A 21,341-nucleotide genomic window follows, 5' to 3' on the forward strand; every position below is an offset into this window, starting at 1 on the left:
CCGGCGGCGGCCTGCGTTCCCGCACCGTTACGCTCCCGTTGTACCGCCGGCCGGTCGTGCCATCCACGTCCGGCCGGAGGGGTGCGTGGGGTGGTATCACTCAGCCCGAGCCTGGCCCACCCAGAGATTGTCCCAGAGGGAGTGGACCGGTGCGTTGGTAGCCGAGCCTGACAGGTAGGCTCCCACTCCGATCCGCCCCGGCACCTGCAGGCCCGGGGACGAGTCGGAAGCCGTCAACTGCCACTGCGCGGGTTCCGAGGAGGCCTGGCCCCAAATCTTGAACTTTATCTGGGTGGGCGAGGTCCCGGTGGCCTGCACCCTGGCGTTAAGCAACTCCCCTGGCTGGACCGCCAGCCCCGAAATGACCGTCTCGTTGGCGATGACCGTCTCGACGCCGTTGAGCACGCGGTACAGGCTCACCGCCACCTGGCCGCTGGCACGGAACCGGACTGCTGCCTCGTACCTGCCCACATCCGGCACCTCGCGGACGACGATGTGATTGTAAACGCCGCCGCCCGTGGCCGCCTTATCGTTGCCGAGTTGGACGGCGATTTCCGTGTTGCTGGCCTCGACTCCCGGCAGCGTGACCCTCGGGCCCGCACCGGGACTGCCCATTCGGAGCCGACCTTGGCCGTCCACCACGCTCAAGTTGGCCGCCGACCCGACGCGCTGCCAGGATCCCCCTGCGTCTGCCTGGCCCCAGCCGCCGGTGACACTGCGGCCGAACGTGTCCTGCGCGTATGCGAGTGGTTCCTGGCTGGCTTCCACTGAAATCGTCCGGGATACCGGTGCTTTGGCTCCGGCGTTGTCGCTGACGGTCAGCGACACCTCGTAGTCGCCTGCGGCGGCATACTGGTGCTTGACCGAGGCCCCCGTTCCTTGGCTGCCGTCACCGAAGTCCCAGGCGTAGGATTCCACCGTGCCATCCGGATCGTTGGAATCGGCGGCGTCAAAGCTGACCTCCAGCCCGTCCACCGTGGACGTGAAGACGGCTACCGGAGCAGCATTGGCCACGGTGATGTCCTCGGTATAGCTCCCGGTGCCGCCGTTGCTGTCGGTCACCACGAGGGTGACCGTGTAGGTGCCGTCGGCGGCGAAGGCGTGGCTGATCGTGGCTCCCTCGGCGCTCTTGCCGTCGCCGAAGTCCCACACGTAGCTGGTCACCGTGCCGTTGGGCGAGCTGGAGCCGGATGCATCCAGCCGGATGTTCCTGCCGGTGACCTCCTTGCTGAAGATGGCTCCCGGCCCCTCGGGCGCGTTGACCGTCAGGCTCTGGGTCAGTGTGCTCCTGGCTCCCAGGTCGTCGGTCACGGTTAGCACGGCATCATAAGTGCCGGCCTTCGCATAGCGGTGCGACACGGTATTGCCGCTGCCGGCGTTGCCGTCGCCGAAGTCCCAGGCATACCCGGAGACCTCGCCGTCGGGATCCTCCGATGCGCCCGCGTCGAAAGCAGCGTCCAGCCCATCGGTGCTGAAACTGAACGCAGCGGACGGCGCTGCATTAACCACGGCCAGCTCAACGGTGGCAGCAGCCGAACCGCCGTCGTTGTCTGTGACAGTCAGGGTGACCTGGTACTGGCCATCTGCGGTGTATCGGTGGGAGGGATTCACGCCCGTGCCCGTACCGCCGTCACCGAAATCCCACGCATAGCTCGCTATCGTGCCGTCGGTATCCGCCGATCCGGCGGCGTCGAAGGTGACCCGCAGCCCGGTGGCAGTGCTGGTCAGGGACGCCGTCGGAGCCTCGTTCGGCCGGGCCGTGGTCACTGCCAACTGCTTGCTCGCAGTGGCGCCGCCGTCGTCCGTGACGGTCAGGGTGACAGTGTAGGTTCCCACCTCGGTGTAGAGGTGTTGGATGCCTGCACCTTCGCCCGTCGTACCGTCGCCGAAGTCCCATCGGTAGGTGACGATCCGGCCGTCTTCATCGGCCGAGTCCCGCCCGTCGAAAACGACATTCTTGCCGTCGACGACGGTGCTGAAGTCCGCGACCGGGGCCTTGTTCAGGGTCCCGCCGAACGCGTAGTGCGCCTGGACCTGCTCCAGCGTCAGGGCAGTCGTATATACGGCGGCTTCATCAATGGTGCCCGCGAAATAGCCGCTGGAGGCCCCGTCCCAGACGCGGTCCCCGCCGATGCGCCAGTATCCCGTGTAAGGTTCGGCTGCGGTCTGCGGATGCGTGCCGGCTAGCATGCCGTCCACATATAGCTTCATTCCCGCCTCGGACTGGGTCGCCACCACGTGGTGCCACTTGTTGTCGTTGTACGGCAGGGAGGTTGTGGTGGTGTTGAGCACCCCGGTATAGGTGCCGAAGGTCAGTTTTCCGTCATCGCGCATATAGACGTGACGGTCGTAGCTATTAGAGAGCCCGCTGTTCGAGTTGCCGAAGCCAATGATCTTGCCGCCGCTGACGGTGCTCGTCTTGAACCACGCCTCAGTGGAGTAGACCCGGGGGTTGCTGACAGAGTTGCTGGCGGCGGCCATCCCGCTGGAGCCGTCGAAGGTGAAGGCTTTGCCGCCCGGACCGGTCATGGCACCCGGCGCTCCCGCCGTCACTCCGCCCAGAACGTTGGCGGGGTTCGCGGACAGGCTCGTGTCTGAAGCGGTCGGCCCGCCGGCGTCTTCCAGCCGCCAATACAGTGCAGGATCGTCCCGGAAGACCGCCGCCCCGTAGCCGTCTGTTGGCACCGGTGCGATATCCGGTGTACGTCCACTGGCCCGATAATGGTCGGCAACGGTTAGGCGGTCAAGCGCGGTCGGGTAGATCGCAACTTCGTCGAGATTGCCGGTGAATCGAGTAGAGCTCGGCTGGTTCGGCCAACCATTAAGATTGTCGCCGCCGACCCGCCAGTAGCCACCGTATTTTTGTCCCGATGTCACGTCGGAGCGCTCGGCGACGCGCACACCATCGACATAGAGAACCATGCCTTTGGAACCCAAGGTGGCAGTCAGCTGATGCCACTGGCCGTCGTTGTAGCTCTTCGACGAGTTGACCGTGGCGGCATAACCCAGCCATGTTCCGAACCAGAGTCGGCCGGAATTATCCATCCAGACGTGACGGTCATAGCTGCCCGAGTCACCGGTTCGCGCATTGCCGTAGCCGACGATCTTGCCGCCGCTGGTTGAAGTGGTCTGGAACCACGTTTCCACCGAGAACGTGTCCGGTGCCTCGGCAAAGTTCCGGGTGGCAATCGATGCCGTGGCCGCGCCGCTGAAGCTCGAGGCGGTGTTGCCTGGGACCGCCCCATCCACGGAGCGGTCCACCCCGGCGCCGGCATCGCCGTCGTTAAACCCGGCGTGGTCGAAGGCAACGGTGCCCGAGGCCTCGTTCAATGGATAGTAGGTCGAGGCGCCATCCGCTTTGATGGCGTCGCCGTATGCGTTCGGTGCCGTGGCGGTCACTGTCACCGGTGCGGACCGCGGACCGATGTACTCGTTGCCGGAGGGGTCCTTGACCCTGATCCGATACGTGTGCGTGGCACCCGGCGTGCGTCCGGTGTCGACGAAGCCGACCGACTTCTTCTTCCACCAGATTGAGGGTTCGTTGAGGACGGCGATGGCCGTCAGGCTGTTGTCCCGGAGGACTTCATAAGTGAGTGTTGCGTCGTCATAGTCCCAGGTGGTGGGCCAGGCGACTCGCACGGATCCAGCCGAGAGCGAAACGGTCGACGGTTTGAGTTCGGCGGTGTACTCCGGCCGCATCTTGTTCGGTGCGATAGTGCGGGAAGCAAATACGGCCAGCCCCTGTTGTGCAACTCCGTTCACCGACGTGAATTCCCCGCCGGCAACGAGATAGGTGTCGTTATTGGCTAGTGCCCACCCGCCCTGGTATTGGCCGGTGAAGAAGCCGGTGTTAAGTGCGGGGTACCAGTGCAGCAACGTGGGAACAGGCTGGCCGGAGTACGTGCTGTTGCTGCCCGGCGGTGCCTGGTCCGTTCCGGTAGCAAAGGTGGTTTCCGCTAGTGCCCGCTTCCAAACCTGCGGATCCTCCTCCGGAAACTCACCCAGGGAGGAACAGTCATGTGCGTGCGAGACGCTGTACATGACCTGGTCCATCACCGCGATATCAGAGGTGGAGCCGTAGCAATTGTCCATCCAGATCAGGTCGCCGGTCTTGAAGTCGGCCGCGAACCGGCCGTCGAACCAGTGCCCTCCCATTCCATTGGCCCCGGCATAGACGACGCCGTCTTTTTCGATCATCTGGGTCACCCAAGAAGTATCAACCCCTCGGGTTTGCGGGATCGGAGTGCTGGTCCAGGGCAGTGACGCACCAGTGATCCCGTGCACAGCCCCGATTCCGATTTTGCGCTCACCATTGAGCTGTTGAAACCTACCTCCGATGACGACTCTGCTGTTGTCAGCCGCGGCGATGACACCGTGGACGATGCTGTCAACGACAGGCGCCCACGGAAGGAGCGCACCGTTCGAACGGTTGAGGGCAGCCACATTTAGCCGGGATTGGCCTCCCGCGCTGCGGAAGGAGCCGCCGATGTAGACGGTGCTCGCGGTGATGGAGATGGTCTCCACCTGACCGCCGACGCTTGTGCTGAAGCTTTGCACGGTCCCGGTGCCAAGATCGAATGCTGCAATCTTGCTGCGCGGCTGGCCGCCTACGGCGCTGAAGTCGCCACCGACAAAAATCTGTGTCTTGTCCGGGCTAATTTCCACGTCCTTCCCCTGGGCATTGAGGTTCGGGTTCCAGGGCAGGATCTTCCCCGTCGTGATCTCAAACGCCATGGCGTTGTTCCGGACTACTTCGCCCGCGCCTCCGGCTGCAACTCCGGAGGGCCGGGCCCGGGTAAAGCTCCCTACTGCGTAGGCTGTGTTCCCGTTGACCGCCGTGCTCCAGACCACTCCGTTGATTTGGGGGGTAGGCAAAACGTCCGCGCTCACCGTCTGTGGCAGCGTGATGCCCTCCGTTGGTGGCTCCGCCGCGTGGGCTGGTGCCGCAGCAAACAAGCTGGCCAGCATGGCTGCGGCGATCAGGAGCCCCTGGCTCCGCCGGATACCTCCCCGCACCGCGGATGCGCCTTGGTGTGCGTGCAAATTCCGTGTGGATTCAAACATGCGTACCCGACTGCCTTTCGTACGGCGGACTGATGTGGGCCTTCTGCATCTCATCCCGCTTCAGGGGAACCAGCAAAAGAAGTCGAATGGCAGTACCGCCGAGGGCTGAACCCAGCGCTGCCGCCCACGGTGCCAGTGCGAAGTCCCCGGTTAGGTGCAAAATAAGGACAACGCAGGCCAGCGACACGAGTGTGTCAGCCAACCGCAGAGCAAAAACACGCTTGGCGCTCCCTTTAATGGCAGCCAATGCTCCGTAAGGAGAGACGATGGCCACCGAGGCGGCATAGGCCAGCCAGCCGGCGACTGCGAGGAAGTCGGGGGTCTGGCCGGTTGCCAGCGGCCCGGCAACGGGCAGCGCCCACAATGCAACTGCCGCGCCTGTGGCAGTAATGCCCAGCACGATGAGTAAGGCACGGTCTGCTTGAGCCAGGAGCGCAGCAACCGTGGATGCCCTGTTTTTAGCGTAGGCAGCGAAAAGGTAGGAAGAAATCCCGCCGACAAAAAGCATGGCGGGGGCCGCATAAATGCGCGCAATCTCCAGCTGGCCGGTCGCAGCGAGCGTCACCAGGATCATCAGCGCCAGCCGCATGGCCGTCATCAGGCCCGGTCGAAGCATCTGCTGGGCCGCTCGCCAGGATCCGTACGCGGCAACGGCGTTCCAATCCGCCCCCCTGAACCGCACCAGGTAGCGGTCGGGCCTAGGTACCAGTGCCGCTCCGACAACTATTCCCGCTGACTGGCCGCAGGCGATCGCGGCCAGGTATCCGGTCAGCGACGGGTGCCCGTTCACATTCTGCAGCCACACCATAGACAGCGCGACGCAGGTGACCGACAGATCCATCACGACGATCCGGGCGAAGCCTAGATGTGCCATCAGCAGCCGGCGCAGCACGTCCTCGACAAGATAGGCAGCAACGGCCAGCCCGAGCAGGAGCGCTTCAACCCCGGACACGAAGCCGATGGCAAAGCTAATGGTCGGCACGAGGACTCCGCAGGCACAGCTCAAAGTCAGCAGCCACAGCTGCATGCCGGCCCGGAGTCTTCTGCCCGAGCGGTCCAGCACCGTGAGGGAGTCTCCAACAAAGCCGCTGGTCGTCGCCGCGCAGAGCACCAACACACCGTATAAGACGCCCAATTTGCCCAGCTCTTCGATCTCCAGCGTCCTGGCCGCGAGGGCCATGATGAGGAAGCTGCCGACGGCCTGGCTGGCCTGCGCGGCGAGCGCCCATAGGGCTCCGGTGAGGGAAACCGGAATCCGCCTCGAGATCACGGCAGGTCACCCGTGAAGGTGACCGGAGCATGTGTGCCGTTGAGGTCTAGGTACAGCGCCGTCTTCGTTGCATCCTCCGGGACCATGAAGGCGTACGTTCCTTCCGCCGAAGCGCCGGCCGCCACCTTGCCCACCAGATCCGCCACCTGGACGCCAGTGTAAAGCGGCGCGGCCGGTACCTGATCGGGCCCGTAAACCATGGTGGGTACTACAGCCGATAGATCCAGCGTGTGCTCCGAACCGTTGCGGACCTTCACCGTGAAGAGGACGTACGTTGCTCCTGTCATCGCGCCGGTGCCCTCTTCGGTGACCACCCCCTCGCTGAAGCCGCCGGTCGAGACGGTAACCCCGTCGTCGTACTTCGCTGCGTCGTTGAAACGGGCGGCCGACACCGCTATGCGCTTCTGCTTCCCGCCACCCCGGCGATCAACCATGACGAACCCGGGCTCCTTTGCCTCGTACGCCGGACCCCCGATGGGGCCCTCAGGCTCCCCTGCTTCCGGACTTGGCTTGGGGTCATCGAATGGCGCCGCCGAAGCGCCCGCGGCTTCAGGTGCAGCTTGCTGGCCTGCCCCGGCACCGGTGTTGGAGCACGAGGTCAGCGCGGCAATCAGTGCCGCGGCGGCCACGATTCCCCGGCTTCTTTTCATCAGTAGGCCCCCACTGGATTCAGCATGACTTTCACTGTCCGCCACATGATGATGAGGTCCCCCAAGACCGACCAGTTCTCCACGTAATAGAGGTCGAGCCGGACACTCTCCTCCCAGTCCAGATCAGAGCGGCCGTTAATCTGCCACAGTCCTGTGCATCCAGGTTTGATGAAGAGGCGCCGATGGGTATGGGTCTCGTATTTGCTGACTTCATCGTGCAAAGGCGGGCGCGGGCCCACCAGGGACATGTCTCCACGCAGGACGTTGTAAAGCTGCGGCAACTCGTCCAGCGAATACTTCCGAATCCAGCGGCCAACCCGGGTAACCCGGGGGTCATCCCGAAGCTTGAAGAGGACTGAGTTGCCTTCGTTCAAATGCTGAAGCTGTGCGAGTTCGTCTTCTGCGCTGTCCACCATCGAGCGCAGCTTGTACATCCGGAATGTCTGCCCACCCTTACCCACGCGGTCTTGGACGAAAAAGCCCGGGCCGCGGCTGTCCAACTTCACGGCGACCACGAGAATGGCTATGACCGGGGCAAGGATGATCAGGGCGCTGAGGGAGCCGAGCACGTCGAGACAGCGCTTGATAACGTGCCGGCCTCCTGTGAATGAAGGAAGTTCAACATGCATCAAAGGCAGGCCCTCAACGGGCCGAACGCGGATGCGCGGACCGGCAACGTTGGTCAGGGCGGAGGCGACCACAAGTTCCGTGGAAGTCTTCTCCAGTTCCCAGCTGAGCCGCTGGATGTACCCATTCCCTCGGTGCAGCTGTCCGGCGACTATGACCGCGTCAGCGCCACTGGCAGCCACGGCGTCCTGTATCGAATCCAAATTCCCTACGACGGGCACGGCGTTCTTTCCGACCTGCAGGGCCGGGAACTTCACCTTTCCTTCCAAAGCCACACCGACGACGTCGTAGGCAGCACCCGATTTCCGGGCGATCTGCGCCACGACGTACCGTACGTCCTGGCGGTTGCCCATCACGATGACCTTGGATAGGTAGTGCCCGAAACGGCTCTGGTAATTGAGCCAGTTGCGCCAGGCCCATCGCCCCGCCAGCAGCAAGATCAGCCCCGCGGGCCAAGTCAGGAAGAAGAATCCCCGCGGGCCGGGAGAGTCCAGAAACACATAACAAACGGCCACCAGTCCAAAGGTCACGGCGCTGGCGTCGACGACACGCTTGTACTCCCCTGCGCCGAAACCTATCAATCTGGGGTCCCTGGTTCGCATCAAGCTGGTCATGCCGAACCAAACCACGGCGACGAACACCGCAGCCGCAGGATGGCCAAGGAGGGTTCTGGTCGTTGGCTCCTGCGAGGCCGCGTCCAGCCAGATAGTCGAAGCGACCATCGTCGCGGCGATCAGTAAACCGTCAGTGAGCCGGAGCATCAGCAGGTAGCGCCGGCGCCACGAGACTCCTGAGTGAACCGCAGCGTTTTTCTGCGGTCGGGGGACGGCTATTCGAAAGCCAAATTCGCGGGTCAGGGTCGTAGGACTATGCACGACGATTCTCCCTCAGCCTGAGCATCGAGATCTGGAACCGGGGCGGCATCCCGGTCTGGACGTGGAAGGAGCCGGCGGCGGCTGGGGGCAGGGCTCCAAACTCAAGCCCATGCGCCGCCGGCTCCGTATAGGGGCCCTGGCTCGGCGCGACTGCGTCTGTGCAGCAGCGGGCAGGGCGATCCGCGTGCTCCCTGCGGCGGGATTTCCCCGCCGGCCGGCAGAACACGCGCGATTACCGATGGGAGAGCGGGCAGGCCGCACTTTTCCCACGGAAAGACGATCTATCATTTCGAACCCCAACTGAACCCCCAGCTAAACCCCAACAAACGGCAAAACCGTTTGAGAAGTTCTTCGTGTCCTGAAGCCTACGGATCCGGTCATGGGCACTCACGAGTACTGACCACTGGGTTTTTCCCGAAGTCTTTTAGCCAGCTGGGGGCGCCCACTCAGTACCCGCGGACGGGTACTCGAAAGTACGATTCACCAAATACCCAGCAGGCCGTCAGGGCAGCCGGGCGCTGAGCAGCCGCCGCAGCACTGCTATTACCTGCCGATCAGTTTCGGGAGTTCTTCGCGTCGGCTGATTCCCAGCTTCGAAAACATGCGATAGAGATGGCCTTCCACCGTGCGAGTGGAGACGGCGAGCTCGCTGGCGATTTCCTTGTTCGAAGCGCCGCTTCGCACCAGTGCTGCAATGGCCGACTCTCGGCGGGTCAGTTCCGGCAGCGCTCCTGCCGCCTTGGCCGGCACCGGCTTCGCGACCTCCGACAGTTGCTCTCGGGCAGCAATGATTTCCCGGCGCAGCTTGGCGAGCTTCGGATGGCGGGGCAGGTCCTGGGCACACACGAGCGCATTTTCCAGACAAGCGGCTGCTATCAGCGTGAAGCCGGCGTCCTTGGCATTGGCTGCAGCGGATGCCAGGGCTTCAAGGTCTCCTTCGACATGGGCTTTCGCTATCTGGGCCAGAATCCGGCGGTCCATCCCCTCATCATCAAGCTCAGTGCCGACAAGGCGGCGCAGTATGTGGGGAAATCCTAGATGCAGCCCCAGCTCCAGTGCGTGCATTTCTACGGCGACCATGCCCTGGTCTGCCACCCGGTCCGCCAGTTCCATGAGTTCCGCGGATTTTTCGTCCATGGCGGCCCGCGCGGCCACTCCGTAACAGCGGCCGAGCATCAAGGTATGGGCATGACCGGCGGCACGAGTCCCCTCGAGTTCGGCACTGTACTGTTCTGCCAGTTCCCTCTCGCCGCAGACCGCCGCGGCATAGGCGCCCATGCCCAGGGCCAGCGGCAGCAGCTGTTCCATGTCATTTTGGTGCAGCGCTTCGATACTCATGCTGATCTGAGGTAAAGCCAGGTCAAACCGGCCTTGCCGGCACAATACCCTTGCCTGAGTCAGACCGATTATCCCGCCAAAGTGATTCCATGCCCAGGGTTCGGTGAACGGATATGAGGCGAAGACGTCTTCGATCTGTTCCCATCTGCCCCCCAAGATCAGCAGTTCGAGGTGCCGGCAAAGTACCAGTCCCGTATGAACCTCCGTGGCGCGTCCGCCTGCGGCTAGCAATTGCATGGCTTCGATACTGGCCTGAATCCCTGATTCTATGTTCCCGGAGAGACCCAGAGCCTCGCCCACCAAGGCCAGCGCCAACATTCGATTGACCGGTGCTATGTCATTCTGCTCGACCACGGCAGCCAATTGCGCCAGCGAGTTCGAGTAGAGGCCTTCGCAGTTCAGGGCGTAGCACTCCAGCAACTTGTTACTGAGCCGAGCATCATTCAGGTGCTCGGCGCTGGCATCTGAATCCGACTCCCCGGCTATGCGTTCAATGACTGTGCGCCATTCCACGGCGTAATTGCCTACCCATGATCCCGGTTTTTTGGCCGCGTAGAGAAATTGCGCAGACGTCCATGCCGCAGCTTCGGCCGCTGTCAGGCTCGTCGCAGCAGATATGAGGCCGCCAAGGAGTTCCTCCGAAGCATCAAGTTCATTTCGGAGCATCTTTGCGCAGGCAAGTTCAACTCCCGCCTCCACCGTCAGCTCCGGGTCCGTTATATTTGTGACAGCCCGAATGGCAAAGTCCGGATCGCACCGCTGGTTCGCCTCCGCTGCCGCGCGCAGCAGGCCGCTGGGGGACACGGGGCTACCGCAGTCAAGCGACCACTCTACCCAGCGGAGCGTGCTTCCGGCCGGTTCATCCTCCGGGTCATAAACTTGCATCAGTGCGTTCCGCAGAGCCATGCGGCGTCCAATGGGTACGGTTTCGCGGATAACCGCGCCGACCATCGGCTGCGTTAACCGGGTGAGGCCAGTCGAGCAGTCTTCATGCGTAATCAGACCGTCATTTTCCAGGGCGTCCACTGCCGACGGGTCCCCGATGGCTAGCAGAGCCGACAGCGGCACAGGTTCACCCAGTCCAACGGTTTCCAGCAGCATCCGTTCCGATACGGTCCGGCTGGACAGCTGTGCCTGCACCAGATCACCAATCAGACGACCTGGCTTGGGCGGTGCTCCCGACAGCACCCAGACCCCGTTGCGTTGCAGCAAGTGGCCAACGCCTCGACTACGGTTAACAAGCAGTTTCACGAGCATGGGATTGCCCCGCGCCGCGGCGTGGAAATAACGGCTTGCGGACGGCAGCACATCGCCTCCCAGATGAGCGGCGCACAACCTGTGTGCCTCTGCAGCCGTCAACGGCGGAAGATCGACTCGACGCAGCAGTCCGTCTTTGCTCAACGCAAGCAGGTCATGCGGTAGCCCTGTAATCGACCGCGTGAGCACCACCAGCCGCACTTCTTTGGCTGCGGTCAGCTGGGCAAGGAGCAATGCGGAGTCCTCGTCGAGATACTGCGCGTCATCAACAACCACTACCGGCCGGACCCCATAATCCGTTTGGACGGCCTCCAGAAACTCCCGGAAGCCGCGCAGGACCGTGAGCGCGGACAGGGTGTCCGCAGAGGCCTCGAGGAATAAGTGCGGCGCCATCGCACCGAACGGGACAGACTTAAGAACCGGGGACCCTTGGATCCAGAGGGGCAGAGATCTGTCCACCGGGTTCTTGAGAACGAGGCGGACAAGCGCGGACTTCCCCATCCCGGCATCGGCCACGACCACTGCGCCATCCACCACGTCCGAGACCAGACTCCCCCTGACATCCTCCCGTAAAACAGCGCGGCCGATAAATGCATCGTCCCCCGCGCCGAAGGGGGTCATTTCGAGTACACCTCAAGCACATCTGAGAGCTCCGACCTGCCACTGACGTGAAGCTTGGCGTAAATCTGGTACAGATGGCTCTCAATGGTCCGGACGGACACGACTAGTTCATCTGCGATCTGTCGGTTCGTCAGTCCGCCGACCGCGCGCAAGGCGATATCCGTTTCCTTCGCGGTGAGCGGGGTGTGTGATTCACCCTGCACGCCGACCGGGCCCAAGAGGGCACGATACTGCTGGGTGCGCGCCCTTGCCGCTGAGGTTCTCGCCACATCGTTAGCGTCCTCCGCCAGCGAGACCGCAGCCAGGGCAGCATCGAGGGCAAAGAGGTCATTGCCGATCAGGTGCGCATGCTCGGCAGCCAACAGGAGTTGTTCAGGATCTCCGCCTGCGAGCCCTTTGCCGTAGTGCTCGCAGAGCCGGGCGAATGTGCCTTGGACAACAGAGGCCTTAATGGCCAGTTCTTCCGCGGCAGCGGAGTCTCCGAGGCGGACGGCACCGCTGATGGCAAACAGTTCAGCGGTCAGCGCTCCTCGTACACGGTGATGGTCGGCCTGTTCGAGCAGCTTCGCCGCGGCCAAATCTTTGGATGAGAAGGAGGCAGCTGCCATGGCCAGGAAGTAGTCCCTATCGCAGTCGAAGATCCAGGCAGCCCTGCTGTGGATGGTCCGGCATTCCTGAGCCTGGCGAAGATAATGACGACCCTCTTCTAGGTCGCCGCACAAGCAACTCGCGTAAGCGGCCGCCGCCGAAGCGATACCGACGAGACCGTCAGGATCATACTGCCGTAGCTGGCTGACCAGGGGGCGGAGCGTCTTCAAAGCCTGAGCCGCGCGGCCGCAATGGACGTCCATGACTCCTTCCGCCACGCTTGGAGTTGCACTTGGGGTTTGCCTCTGCGCAGCCTCAGGAGACTGGCCGACAGCGGAAACGGTGTCGCGGCGATGCCACTCCCGGGCAGTAAGGCGGACGACGGACAGGCCCCTGGCGGCGGATTCCAGCAGGTCGGCGGGATGTCCCTCCCGCATGAGTCGCTCCACCAGCGTCTGGGCGAGCTGTAACCCGTCCTCGTTTCTGCCGGCTACTGCCATGGCTTCGGCAAGGAGGCAGCCCGCACGTAGTGACTGTTCCCCTCCGTTGCTTGTCAGATCCTGTCGAACCTGCTCCAATCCCGGAATCGATGACGCATGTTGACCATCACGGGCCAACAGCTCAGCTGCTGCCAGTTCGATCCGAAGGCGTAGCTCCGCGTTGACGGCGCCGGCCTGGTCGCTAGTTATCCTGGCTCGCGCAGCAGCAATTGCCCGCTGGGCTGATTCATGATCGCCGCTGTTACTGGCCAGTTGCGCCGTGGCAAGGTCTAGTTCCACCTGTGAGCTGAGGTCGAAGTCCACGGCGTCAAGCGACGCAAGCAACTGACGGGCCCGGCTCTGTTGTCCCGAACCTACCAGCGCAACTAGCTGAACCAGGGCTACTTCCGGATCACGACGTCTGTTCCCCAAGGAGTCGAGGATCCGCAGGCATGTCTCGTAACTACCTGCTTGGTTCGCCAATCGGGCGCTCTCGAAGGCGTGCCCGTGGTCCGTCTCCATCCGGCATTCAATCCGCCACAGGGTGTGAGCGATCCTGCCGTTCGGCGTTAAGTCGGTGGCCTCGGCGAGTGCCTCGAGCCGCTCACGCAGCCTGTTAGCCCGGCCGGGAGGTACATTGTCGCGGATGACCTCGCTGAGGAACCGGCTACTCAAAGTCAGAACAGGCCCGTCGGCCAAGCTGATTTTGACCAGCCGGTGGGACTCCAGTTGGTCCACTTCATCCCGTCCCGCTAATCCAGTAGCCACCCATAGCGGCAGTTCCTCTACCAGAGCGCATACTTCCAGCAGGGAGCGCTGGGCAGCCGTGAGAAATCCCAGACTAAGATCAACGGCTTCGGCAACACGCCCCCCATATTCGATCAGGTCATCGCGGCAAACCCACACGCCATCGCGTTGCAACAGATGGCCAGCGTCTCGCTGCTCCCCTGCCAGCGCTTGAAGGAGCATCGGATTTCCATGTGACGTTCCCCATAGTTGCAGGACAGCGGTCTCAGACATAGGGCCCTCGAGGGCTTCGCCGAGCATGTCCCGGGATTCCTCGAGCGAGAGCCCTTCCAGATCAAGCCGCTCCAGTGCGCCGTCAGTCCACATGCGCATCAGCTCCGGGGCTAGGGTCAGATCGCGTACCGCGGCCACCGGAGTCACGATGCCCGCTGCGGCCAACTGGGCAACGGTCAGGGCGGAACGGCTGTCCAGAGATTCCGCATTATCTACGAACATGATGACGGGCAGGCCTGCTGCCTCGGTCCGGATCGCATCGGAGATGCCGGCGAGGATCCGCAACGGATGTGCCAACTCCGCATGATGCCGGCTGAGGATAACGTTAAAGGCACTGTAGGACGTGCCTTCGAGTGAAGCAGAACCGCGCAGATGCACCACATGCGCCTGGCCTCCAGAGCGCCGCAGGACATGCTGGATCAGTGCAGTCTTCCCCACTCCAGCTTCGCCGACTACAACGACGCCTCGGCGGCCAGGACCCGACAACAGCGACTCAAGAGCCTCGACCTGAACTGTGCGGCCGGAGAAAGGCCACGACAAAGTAAGCTGGGTCATTCCGGTCCCCCCAAGAAACCGTTAATGCTCAACCCGAACCCCCAAGTTCGGATCAACAATGTTTAGACACAGCCGCAGGCCCCCCGCTCGATGAGCATCCCTGCTGGCTGTTGCTTAGCGTACCTGCAAAACGCCAATCCCAACAGGGCCAATATTTCGGGGCTACGGAGGTACATTGACGCCACGAAACTGGCCTGCAGGCTGCATCATGTCTCAGCGGATACCGCACAAGGCAGGCATGGTGGTCGTGGCAGATCCCGTAACCGCGGCGTCACTTGCGAAGCGGTGTTGCCGGCAGGTCGCAGGCATTGGAAAGGGGCCGACGATGGGATGGGGGGTGGCCCAGTCTCAGAGGCCGCCCATCGTCGACCCCCGTTCAAGGAGCCATTATGGCTACCTCGATTCTAGGCAACCGCGCTAGGACGAGCCAATCGACGGTTTTGTGACGTCGGTGGGCTCACTCCTGCTTGGCGGTGCCATGGTATTTTTGCTGCGCCCCCAGCAGCCCCTCACGGAGCAGAAGTTCGGCAGCGTCTGCGGCGTCGTCCACGAGGAACGGCAGATCTTTCTTTTCCGCAGTCGAAAAGTCGCGCAGCACATGGTCGGCCGTATCCATCCGCCCAGGCGGGCGCCCCACACCAATGCGGACCCTGTAGTAGTCCTTGGTGCCCAGTGCCTTGGACATGTCGCGAAGGCCGTTGTGCCCGCCTTCTCCCCCGCCGATCTTGAGTTTGATCGTGTTGAAGGGAATGTCGATCTCGTCGTGCAAGGCAACCACATGGTCTGGTGCGATGGAGAAGAATTTGCACAGCGCCGCCGTCGGTCCTCCTGAAAGGTTCATGAACGTCAGCGGCTTCGCCAGCACCACCCGGGGCCCTCCGATACCCATGCGTCCTTCCAAAATCTGGGCGTGGGTCTTGTGCGACTTGAACGAACCGCCGATCCGAGCGGCCAACTCATCGAGGGCCATCTGGCCGACGTTGTGCCGATTGCCGCTGTATCCAGGGCCGGGGTTTCCCAGACCGATTATCAGCCAGGTGTCGCTGCTCACGGGGAAGGTGCTCCTTGGTCGGTGGAGGAGATTAACGATTTTCCTTGGGATAGACCAAAGCCCCCGGCGAATGCGGAAAGCAGTCACCGGGGGCTTCGACGAAGCGTTGTTACTCGGCCGGAGTTTCGGCGGACGGTGCTGCGGCTTCGGCGGTCTCGGCTTCCGGCTCGGCTACTGCCGGCGCGGAAACCGTAGCAATCACGGTGTCTTCAGGAATCAGCAGGCTGACGCCAGAAGGCAGTTCGATGTCGGTGGCGTGCACGTGCTCGCCGATTTCACGGCCCTCCACGTTGATGGTCAGCGTCTCCGGCAGGGCGGTCGCATCGGCTTCGACCAGAACGGTGAACTCTTCCAGATCGAAGACAGCACCGGCTGCAACTTCGCCGGCAACATGGATGTTGACGTCCACGTGCACCTTTTCGCCCTTGCGGACGGTCAGCAGGTCGACGTGCTCGATGATCTGGGCGATCGGATCGCGCTGGATGTCCTTGGCCAGGGCCAGGTGCTCTGCTCCGTCAACATCCAGGGTGAGCAGGGCGTTGGAGGTCCGCAGCGCCAGCGTGGTGGCCTTCTGCGGCAGCAGGACGTGCAGCGGCTCTGCGCCGTGGCCGTAGATAACGGCGGGGATCTGTGCGTTGCGGCGGGCGCGTCGTGCTGCACCCTTCCCGAATTCGTTGCGGACTTCAGCTGCGAGCTTCTGCTCGGACATGGTGTTCTCCTTGTGCTGGATGGTTCAGGGCGGGTGCCTAGAGACCGACCCGCCGCACCGAAGCCAGTGCAGAGAAGCGAAGCTGCTAGCCACCGTCGATAACGGAGAGTCGGTTCCGGCTCTCCCTCGCCTAGGCAATGCTTCAACTTTACCAGTCGGGTTCTCGCATCAAAAAATCACAGCGGCGACCTGAGTGCATCCGGGGTAGGATCCGGCCACCTGCCGGCTCTGGGCGAAGCCGAGACATAGCAAAGGGGCCGACGATGGCACGGGCTGGCCCGAATCTCTTCAGGCTTCCGATCGTCGGCCCCTCGCAAAGAGCCTTGCCGGCCGGATGGAGCTCAGCTGGCCACAGCGTCCGTTGTCAGGCCTTGCCGTCGAACAGGCTGGTGACCGAGCCGTCTTCGAAGACCTCCCGGATAGCGCGGGCGATCAACGGGGCGATAGACAGGACCGTCAGCTCCTTGAAGTTCTTCTCCGGCGGGATCGGCAACGTATTGGTGACCACCACTTCCCTGGCTCCGCTTTCGGACAGCCTGCGGGCCGCAGGATCGGAGAACACTGCGTGAGTGGCCGCGATGATGACATCCTTGGCACCGGCGTTCTTCAGGACCTGGACGGCACCGGAAATGGTTCCGCCGGTGTCAATCATGTCGTCGATCAGAACGCAGGTGCGGTTCTCAACCAGGCCAACGACCTGCTTGGACACCGCCTGGTTGGGCACGGTGACGTCGCGGGACTTGTGCACGAAGGCCAGGGGTGCCCCGCCAAGGCGTTCGGCCCATTGCTCGGCGACGCGCACTCGGCCGGTATCGGGGGAAACCACCGTCACGTTGTCCAGATCCACCCGGGTGCGGACATAGTCGGCCAGCAGCGGAATGGCCATCAGGTGGTCGACGGGGCCGTTGAAGAATCCCTGGATCTGTGCGGTGTGCAGGTCCACGGAGATCAGCCGGTCAGCGCCGGCTGTTTTGTACATGTCCGCCACCAGGCGTGCCGAGATCGGCTCGCGGCCGCGGTGCTTCTTATCCTGCCGGGCATACGGGTAAAACGGAGCCACCACGGTGATCCGCTTCGCCGAGGCCCGCTTAAGGGTGTCCACCATGATCAGGTGCTCCATCAGCCACTCGTTAATCGGGGCCGGGTGCGCCTGCAGGACGAAGGCGTCGGTACCGCGAACGCTTTCCTCGAACCGCACGTAGATCTCGCCGTTTGCGAAGTCGTAGGCGGACGTGGGCAGCAGTTCGATGTCCAGTTCTTTGGCGATCTGCTGCGCCAGTTCAGGATGTGCACGTCCAGAAGCCAGTACCAGCCTCTTTTCGCCCTGTGCCTTGATTCCGCTCATGAAGGATCACTTTCTACAGTTGGAGATTGCGTGGAGGAGGTTTGTGAGGCGGCTTCCGCGGAGGGACTGCCGGGGCGGTTCTTCTGAACCCACCCTTCCAGGTTCCGCTGTGGCGCAACGTTGACGGCGAGCGCACCGGCCGGGACATCCTTGCGGATGACGGCACCTGCGCCCGAATACGCACCGTCACCAACCTGCACGGGGGCTACAAAAACCGTGTTGGAGCCGGTGCGGACGTTGGAGCCGATGACGGTGCGGTGCTTCTTTTCGCCGTCGTAATTGGCAGTGATGTTGCCGCAGCCGATGTTCGCGTTCTCACCGATTTCTGCATCCCCGGCGTAGCCAAGATGGGACAGTTTGGCGCCCTTGCCGATGGTCACGTTCTTGGTTTCATAGAACGCGCCGATCTTACCCTTCTCACCCAGCACGGTGCCGGGACGCAGGTAGGTAAACGGGCCAACCGTGGCGCCGGGCCCGATCTCGGAGTCGGAGCCGTGCGTCCTGACCACGGAGGCTCCCTCGCCCACGGTCACGTTCTTCAGCGTCGTGTCCGGCCCCACCACCGCATCCGAGGCAACATGCGTGGTCCCGTGCAGTTGTGTTCCGGGCAGCAGCGTCACATCGGTCCCGAACGTCACGGTCGAATCGATCCATGTGGACGCCGGATCCACGATGCTGACGCCGGAGCGCATGGCAGCCTCCAGGGTTCGCCGGTTGTGCTCTGCGCCCAGAGCCGCCAGCTGAACGCGGTCGTTGGCGCCCTCCACCTGCCACCGGTCGGTGGTGACGACGGCGGCCACCCGCCCGCCGTCGGCCCGCGCCAGCGACAGCACGTCGGTGAGGTACTTCTCGCCCTGGGCGTTGTCGGTGGTGATTTTGGACAGGGCACCGCGAAGCACCGTCGCGTCGAAGGCGTAGATGCCTGAATTGACTTCGCGGATGGCCCGCTGATCCTCGGCCGCGTCCTTGTGTTCCACGATCCCCTGGACGCTGCCGTCTGAGGCCCGGACAATCCGGCCGTACCCGCCCGCATCGTCAAGGACCGCGGTCAGCACGGTGACGGCGTTGCCGCTGGAGGCATGCTCGGCGACCAGATTCCGGAGCAAATCGCTGGTCAGGAGCGGAACGTCCCCGTACGTGACCACTACGGTTCCGTCCAGCCCGGCCGGGAGGGCCTCCAGCGCCGCCTCCACCGCCCGGCCTGTTCCGGGGATTTCGTCCTGATCAACAATCAGTACGTCCGGGTCCAGTGCGGCTATGTGTTCTGCTACACGGTCACGCTCGTGGCGTACGACGGCGGCCAGCACCGTGGGTGCCAGGCCGCGGGCTGCGGCGAGCGCATGGCCCACCATGGAAATACCGCCGATCTCGTGCAGGATCTTCGGCTTCTTGGACTTCATTCGGGTGCCCGCCCCCGCGGCCAGGACAATGACCGCTGCCGGCGATAAAGCTGTTTTGACGTTTTTTTCGTGGACGTCCTGGGGGCTCACTAAGTGGCACTCCTCGCTGCGCTGATTCCGGTGTAGCCGGAGCATTGGGGTTAACGGCATCTTATCTGCCACAACACCGCACGTTCACCGGCCGGTGATCGTTCCGCCCATAGGATTCGAACCTATACTCCACAGCTCCAAAGGCTGGGGTGCTGCCATTACACCAGGGCGGAATGTGCCGCGCAGGATTGCCTCCTCGGCACAAGTGTCCATTTTGCCACGATTTCCGACCTCGATGCGACTTGGCGTCGGACCGGTGTCGTTTGGGTGAGTCCGCCTGCGGCTGTCGGCGGGCCGCGAGCGGTTGCCACCCGTTAGGCGGGTCCACGTGCCACTGGCCTTCCAACGGCCATTCGGCGTCAGGCCACTACTCAGAGGTGACTTAGTCGGGATGCCCCGAAGACGCCATGCTGGTGAGGTCGACGTCCACTTCATCTGCCGCAGCGGGGAGTCGTGATCCGCTGTGCAGGAGTTGGGCGATCCGCTTCGGTGACACGGGTTTGCTGAAGTAGAACCCCTGGCCGCCGGTGCAGCCCAGATCGCGCAATTGTTCGGCCTGCTCCTGCGTCTCGATTCCCTCGAAAATCGCATCGAGGCCTGCTGCACGAATGAGCTGGAGGACCGCGGCGATGAATTCCTGCTGCGACCCGTCGGCCGAATGCGTAGCAATGATGGAACGGTCGACTTTGACCAGGTCGACCGGCAGCTCGCGCAGGTAGCTGATCGAAGAGTAGCCGGTGCCGAAGTCATCGATTTCAATACCGATGCCGAGCTTGCGCAGGGCCAGCAACGAGTAAGTCTCAACTTCGCCGCCGGTGACCAAGCCGGTTTCGGTGATTTCCAGGACCAATGACTCGGCGGCTATTCCGGAATCCCTCAAGACACCGCGGACATGGTCCACAAGGTCGATGCGCTGCAGCTCGGCGACGGAGAGGTTGACTCGGATTTGGAAGCCAGGGTCCAATTCCAATTCGGCCGACCACTCGGCAAACTGATGCGCAGCGGCAGAAAGAGTCCAACGGCCCAGATCAATAATCAGGCCGGTCTGCTCGGCCATCGGAATAAAGTCGCTGGGCATGACGCGGCCCCGTACCGGGTGGTTCCACCTGACCAGTGCTTCTACTCCGAGGGGGCGCCCAGTGCTCAGATCCACCACCGGCTGGTACTCCAGCTCAAAGCCCCCCGTGGCTATGGCCCCGCGGAGTTCTGACGCAATTTGGTTGTGCAACTGCCGCGCTTGCAGCATGTGGGACTGGAAGATCTTGATGCGGTTCTGCGGATCCTTCTTCGCCTCATACATGGCTGTATCCGCGTCGAGCAACAAACTTTGCGCGCTCTGCCCTGTATCGGCCACCCGTACGCCAATGCTGGCTTGCGGCCACACTGTCAGTTCGTCGAGCCGAATGTCGTCGTTCAGGACCCCCAGAATCCGGTGGGCAACCTGAAGCGCGAGATCCGTTGTGGCCCGCGGCAACAGGATGGCGAATTCGTCTCCGCCCAACCGCGCCACTGTGTCTATGTCGCGCACAATTGACCGGAGCCTGTTCCCCACCACCGTCAGCACGCGGTCTCCGGCGTCGTGGCCAAAACTGTCGTTGACCTGTTTGAAGGAATCCAGATCCAGCAGCAGCAGCGCCGGAGTCCTCTGGCCGGACCGTGCGTCCTCGAGGGCGGCGGCCATCTCATTGGCCAGGGCGGTACGGTTGGCCAGCCCAGTCAGGGCATCGGTCAGTGCCATTCGGCTCATGTCCCGATGAGCCTGCCGCAGCTCCGCAGTGCGGGTTTCAACGCGCCGCTCCAGCTCTGAGTAGCTAAGCTCCAGTTCCTCAGCTAGGAGATTAACACCGGTGATCACTGCGTCAATCTCGTCCCGTGCTGCCGAGGGCTCAACCCGTGTGGTCAGGTCGCCGCCGGCCAAGCTAACCATGCCGTCGACCAGTCGCTGGAGCCGCGGGTCGGGATTATGCGGCATTATCCCGTTCCAGCCATTCAAGGGCCTGCGGTTCGGAGTCGAAATAGCGGACGGGGCATTCTGAGGGTTCGGCTCCCAGCACAAAATTAGCTATCACCCGGTCCACGGGCGACTCGCCGACCAAGGCAATCGCGGACGCATTCGTCTGCCGGCCGAGCATGGACCGTGCCATCCGCGAGATCGAAGCCACGCCCTTTAACCGCATGAGTACGCGGCAGGGCTTGCCGCCGGAAAGCACCTGAAGCCGTGTGGACGTACTGACGGCAACTTCGTCGGTGAAAGCAGCACCCCTCGGAAGGTCGACGCTGATGATGCCGTCTCCAGAACGACTGATGTCGGCAGCAGCGGCGTGGACCGCGTCGACTACGCGGCCCATGCAGCCGCGTCGTCGTTAGATACCGCTCCCACAACCCTTTCGGGCCAGTCATGA

The 21,341-nt window shown here is 63.1% G+C and carries 12 protein-coding genes and 1 tRNA gene; all 13 read right to left on the reverse strand.

Annotated elements, in window-relative coordinates; translation table 11 throughout:
- Nucleotides 1–96: 96 nt before the first annotated feature.
- The 13 genes from MNQ99_RS13540 to MNQ99_RS13600 all read right to left on the reverse strand — a co-directional run bounded on the left by MNQ99_RS13540 (nt 97) and on the right by MNQ99_RS13600 (nt 21,287).
- Nucleotides 97–4,734: a PKD domain-containing protein gene (locus MNQ99_RS13540; RefSeq protein ID WP_241913291.1), complete on the reverse strand. Its 4,638-nt coding sequence runs from the start codon at nt 4,732–4,734 to the stop codon at nt 97–99.
- Nucleotides 4,735–5,056: 322 nt separating this feature from the next.
- Nucleotides 5,057–6,334 (reverse strand): MATE family efflux transporter, encoded by a 1,278-nt coding sequence (locus MNQ99_RS13545; protein WP_241913292.1) that lies wholly within the window; start codon nt 6,332–6,334, stop codon nt 5,057–5,059.
- Complete coding sequence (locus MNQ99_RS13550; protein ID WP_241913293.1) at nt 6,331–6,768, reverse strand: hypothetical protein; 438 nt, start codon at nt 6,766–6,768, stop codon at nt 6,331–6,333. The genes MNQ99_RS13545 and MNQ99_RS13550 overlap by 4 nt, the downstream gene beginning before the upstream one ends.
- A gap of 215 nt (nt 6,769–6,983) precedes the next feature.
- Complete coding sequence (locus MNQ99_RS13555) at nt 6,984–8,486, reverse strand: sugar transferase (protein ID WP_241913294.1); 1,503 nt, start codon at nt 8,484–8,486, stop codon at nt 6,984–6,986.
- Nucleotides 8,487–9,029: 543 nt separating this feature from the next.
- Nucleotides 9,030–11,702 carry a LuxR C-terminal-related transcriptional regulator gene (locus MNQ99_RS13560; protein ID WP_241913295.1) on the reverse strand — a complete coding sequence of 891 codons (2,673 nt, stop codon included), beginning with the start codon at nt 11,700–11,702 and terminating at the stop codon, nt 9,030–9,032.
- On the reverse strand, nt 11,699–14,344 hold the full coding sequence (locus tag MNQ99_RS13565; RefSeq protein WP_241913296.1) for a helix-turn-helix domain-containing protein: 2,646 nt from the start codon (nt 14,342–14,344) through the stop codon (nt 11,699–11,701). The genes MNQ99_RS13560 and MNQ99_RS13565 overlap by 4 nt, the downstream gene beginning before the upstream one ends.
- 457 nt (nt 14,345–14,801) lie before the next feature.
- Nucleotides 14,802–15,395, reverse strand: coding sequence for an aminoacyl-tRNA hydrolase (pth, locus tag MNQ99_RS13570; protein ID WP_127511912.1), 594 nt, complete (start codon nt 15,393–15,395; stop codon nt 14,802–14,804).
- A gap of 109 nt (nt 15,396–15,504) precedes the next feature.
- The gene (locus MNQ99_RS13575; protein WP_127511913.1) at nt 15,505–16,104 is read right to left on the reverse strand and encodes a 50S ribosomal protein L25/general stress protein Ctc; all 600 of its coding nucleotides are present in this window, start codon (nt 16,102–16,104) and stop codon (nt 15,505–15,507) included.
- A 364-nt stretch (nt 16,105–16,468) separates the two neighbouring features.
- Nucleotides 16,469–17,449 (reverse strand): ribose-phosphate diphosphokinase, encoded by a 981-nt coding sequence (locus MNQ99_RS13580; protein WP_127511914.1) that lies wholly within the window; start codon nt 17,447–17,449, stop codon nt 16,469–16,471.
- Entirely contained in the window at nt 17,446–18,984 is a 1,539-nt protein-coding gene (gene glmU, locus MNQ99_RS13585; RefSeq protein ID WP_277883633.1) for a bifunctional UDP-N-acetylglucosamine diphosphorylase/glucosamine-1-phosphate N-acetyltransferase GlmU, read from the reverse strand. The genes MNQ99_RS13580 and glmU overlap by 4 nt, the downstream gene beginning before the upstream one ends.
- Before the next feature lie 56 nt (nt 18,985–19,040).
- Nucleotides 19,041–19,112: transfer RNA gene (locus MNQ99_RS13590), tRNA-Gln, on the reverse strand.
- A 209-nt stretch (nt 19,113–19,321) separates the two neighbouring features.
- Nucleotides 19,322–20,911 (reverse strand): putative bifunctional diguanylate cyclase/phosphodiesterase, encoded by a 1,590-nt coding sequence (locus tag MNQ99_RS13595; protein WP_127511915.1) that lies wholly within the window; start codon nt 20,909–20,911, stop codon nt 19,322–19,324.
- Nucleotides 20,901–21,287, reverse strand: a complete 387-nt coding sequence (locus MNQ99_RS13600) for a SpoIIAA family protein (protein WP_127511916.1) — start codon at nt 21,285–21,287, stop codon at nt 20,901–20,903. The genes MNQ99_RS13595 and MNQ99_RS13600 overlap by 11 nt, the downstream gene beginning before the upstream one ends.
- Between the last annotated feature and the right edge of the window lie 54 nt (nt 21,288–21,341).

It is taken from the genome of Arthrobacter sulfonylureivorans (assembly GCF_022637435.1).
GTDB lineage: Bacteria > Actinomycetota > Actinomycetes > Actinomycetales > Micrococcaceae > Crystallibacter > Crystallibacter sulfonylureivorans.

What these genes read in the sequence shown, in the direction of transcription:
- MNQ99_RS13565 (WP_241913296.1), bottom strand. Translation starts at nt 14,344, where the DNA reads ATGACCCAGCTTACTTTGTCGTGGCCTTTCTCCGGCCGCACAGTTCAG.
- MNQ99_RS13580 (WP_127511914.1), bottom strand. Translation starts at nt 17,449, where the DNA reads ATGAGCGGAATCAAGGCACAGGGCGAAAAGAGGCTGGTACTGGCTTCT.
- MNQ99_RS13595 (WP_127511915.1), bottom strand. Translation starts at nt 20,911, where the DNA reads ATGCCGCATAATCCCGACCCGCGGCTCCAGCGACTGGTCGACGGCATG.
- MNQ99_RS13575 (WP_127511913.1), bottom strand. Translation starts at nt 16,104, where the DNA reads ATGTCCGAGCAGAAGCTCGCAGCTGAAGTCCGCAACGAATTCGGGAAG.
- MNQ99_RS13600 (WP_127511916.1), bottom strand. Translation starts at nt 21,287, where the DNA reads ATGGGCCGCGTAGTCGACGCGGTCCACGCCGCTGCTGCCGACATCAGT.
- MNQ99_RS13540 (WP_241913291.1), bottom strand. Translation starts at nt 4,734, where the DNA reads ATGGCGTTTGAGATCACGACGGGGAAGATCCTGCCCTGGAACCCGAAC.
- MNQ99_RS13550 (WP_241913293.1), bottom strand. Translation starts at nt 6,768, where the DNA reads ATGGTTGATCGCCGGGGTGGCGGGAAGCAGAAGCGCATAGCGGTGTCG.
- MNQ99_RS13560 (WP_241913295.1), bottom strand. Translation starts at nt 11,702, where the DNA reads ATGACCCCCTTCGGCGCGGGGGACGATGCATTTATCGGCCGCGCTGTT.
- glmU (WP_277883633.1), bottom strand. Translation starts at nt 18,984, where the DNA reads ATGCTCCGGCTACACCGGAATCAGCGCAGCGAGGAGTGCCACTTAGTG.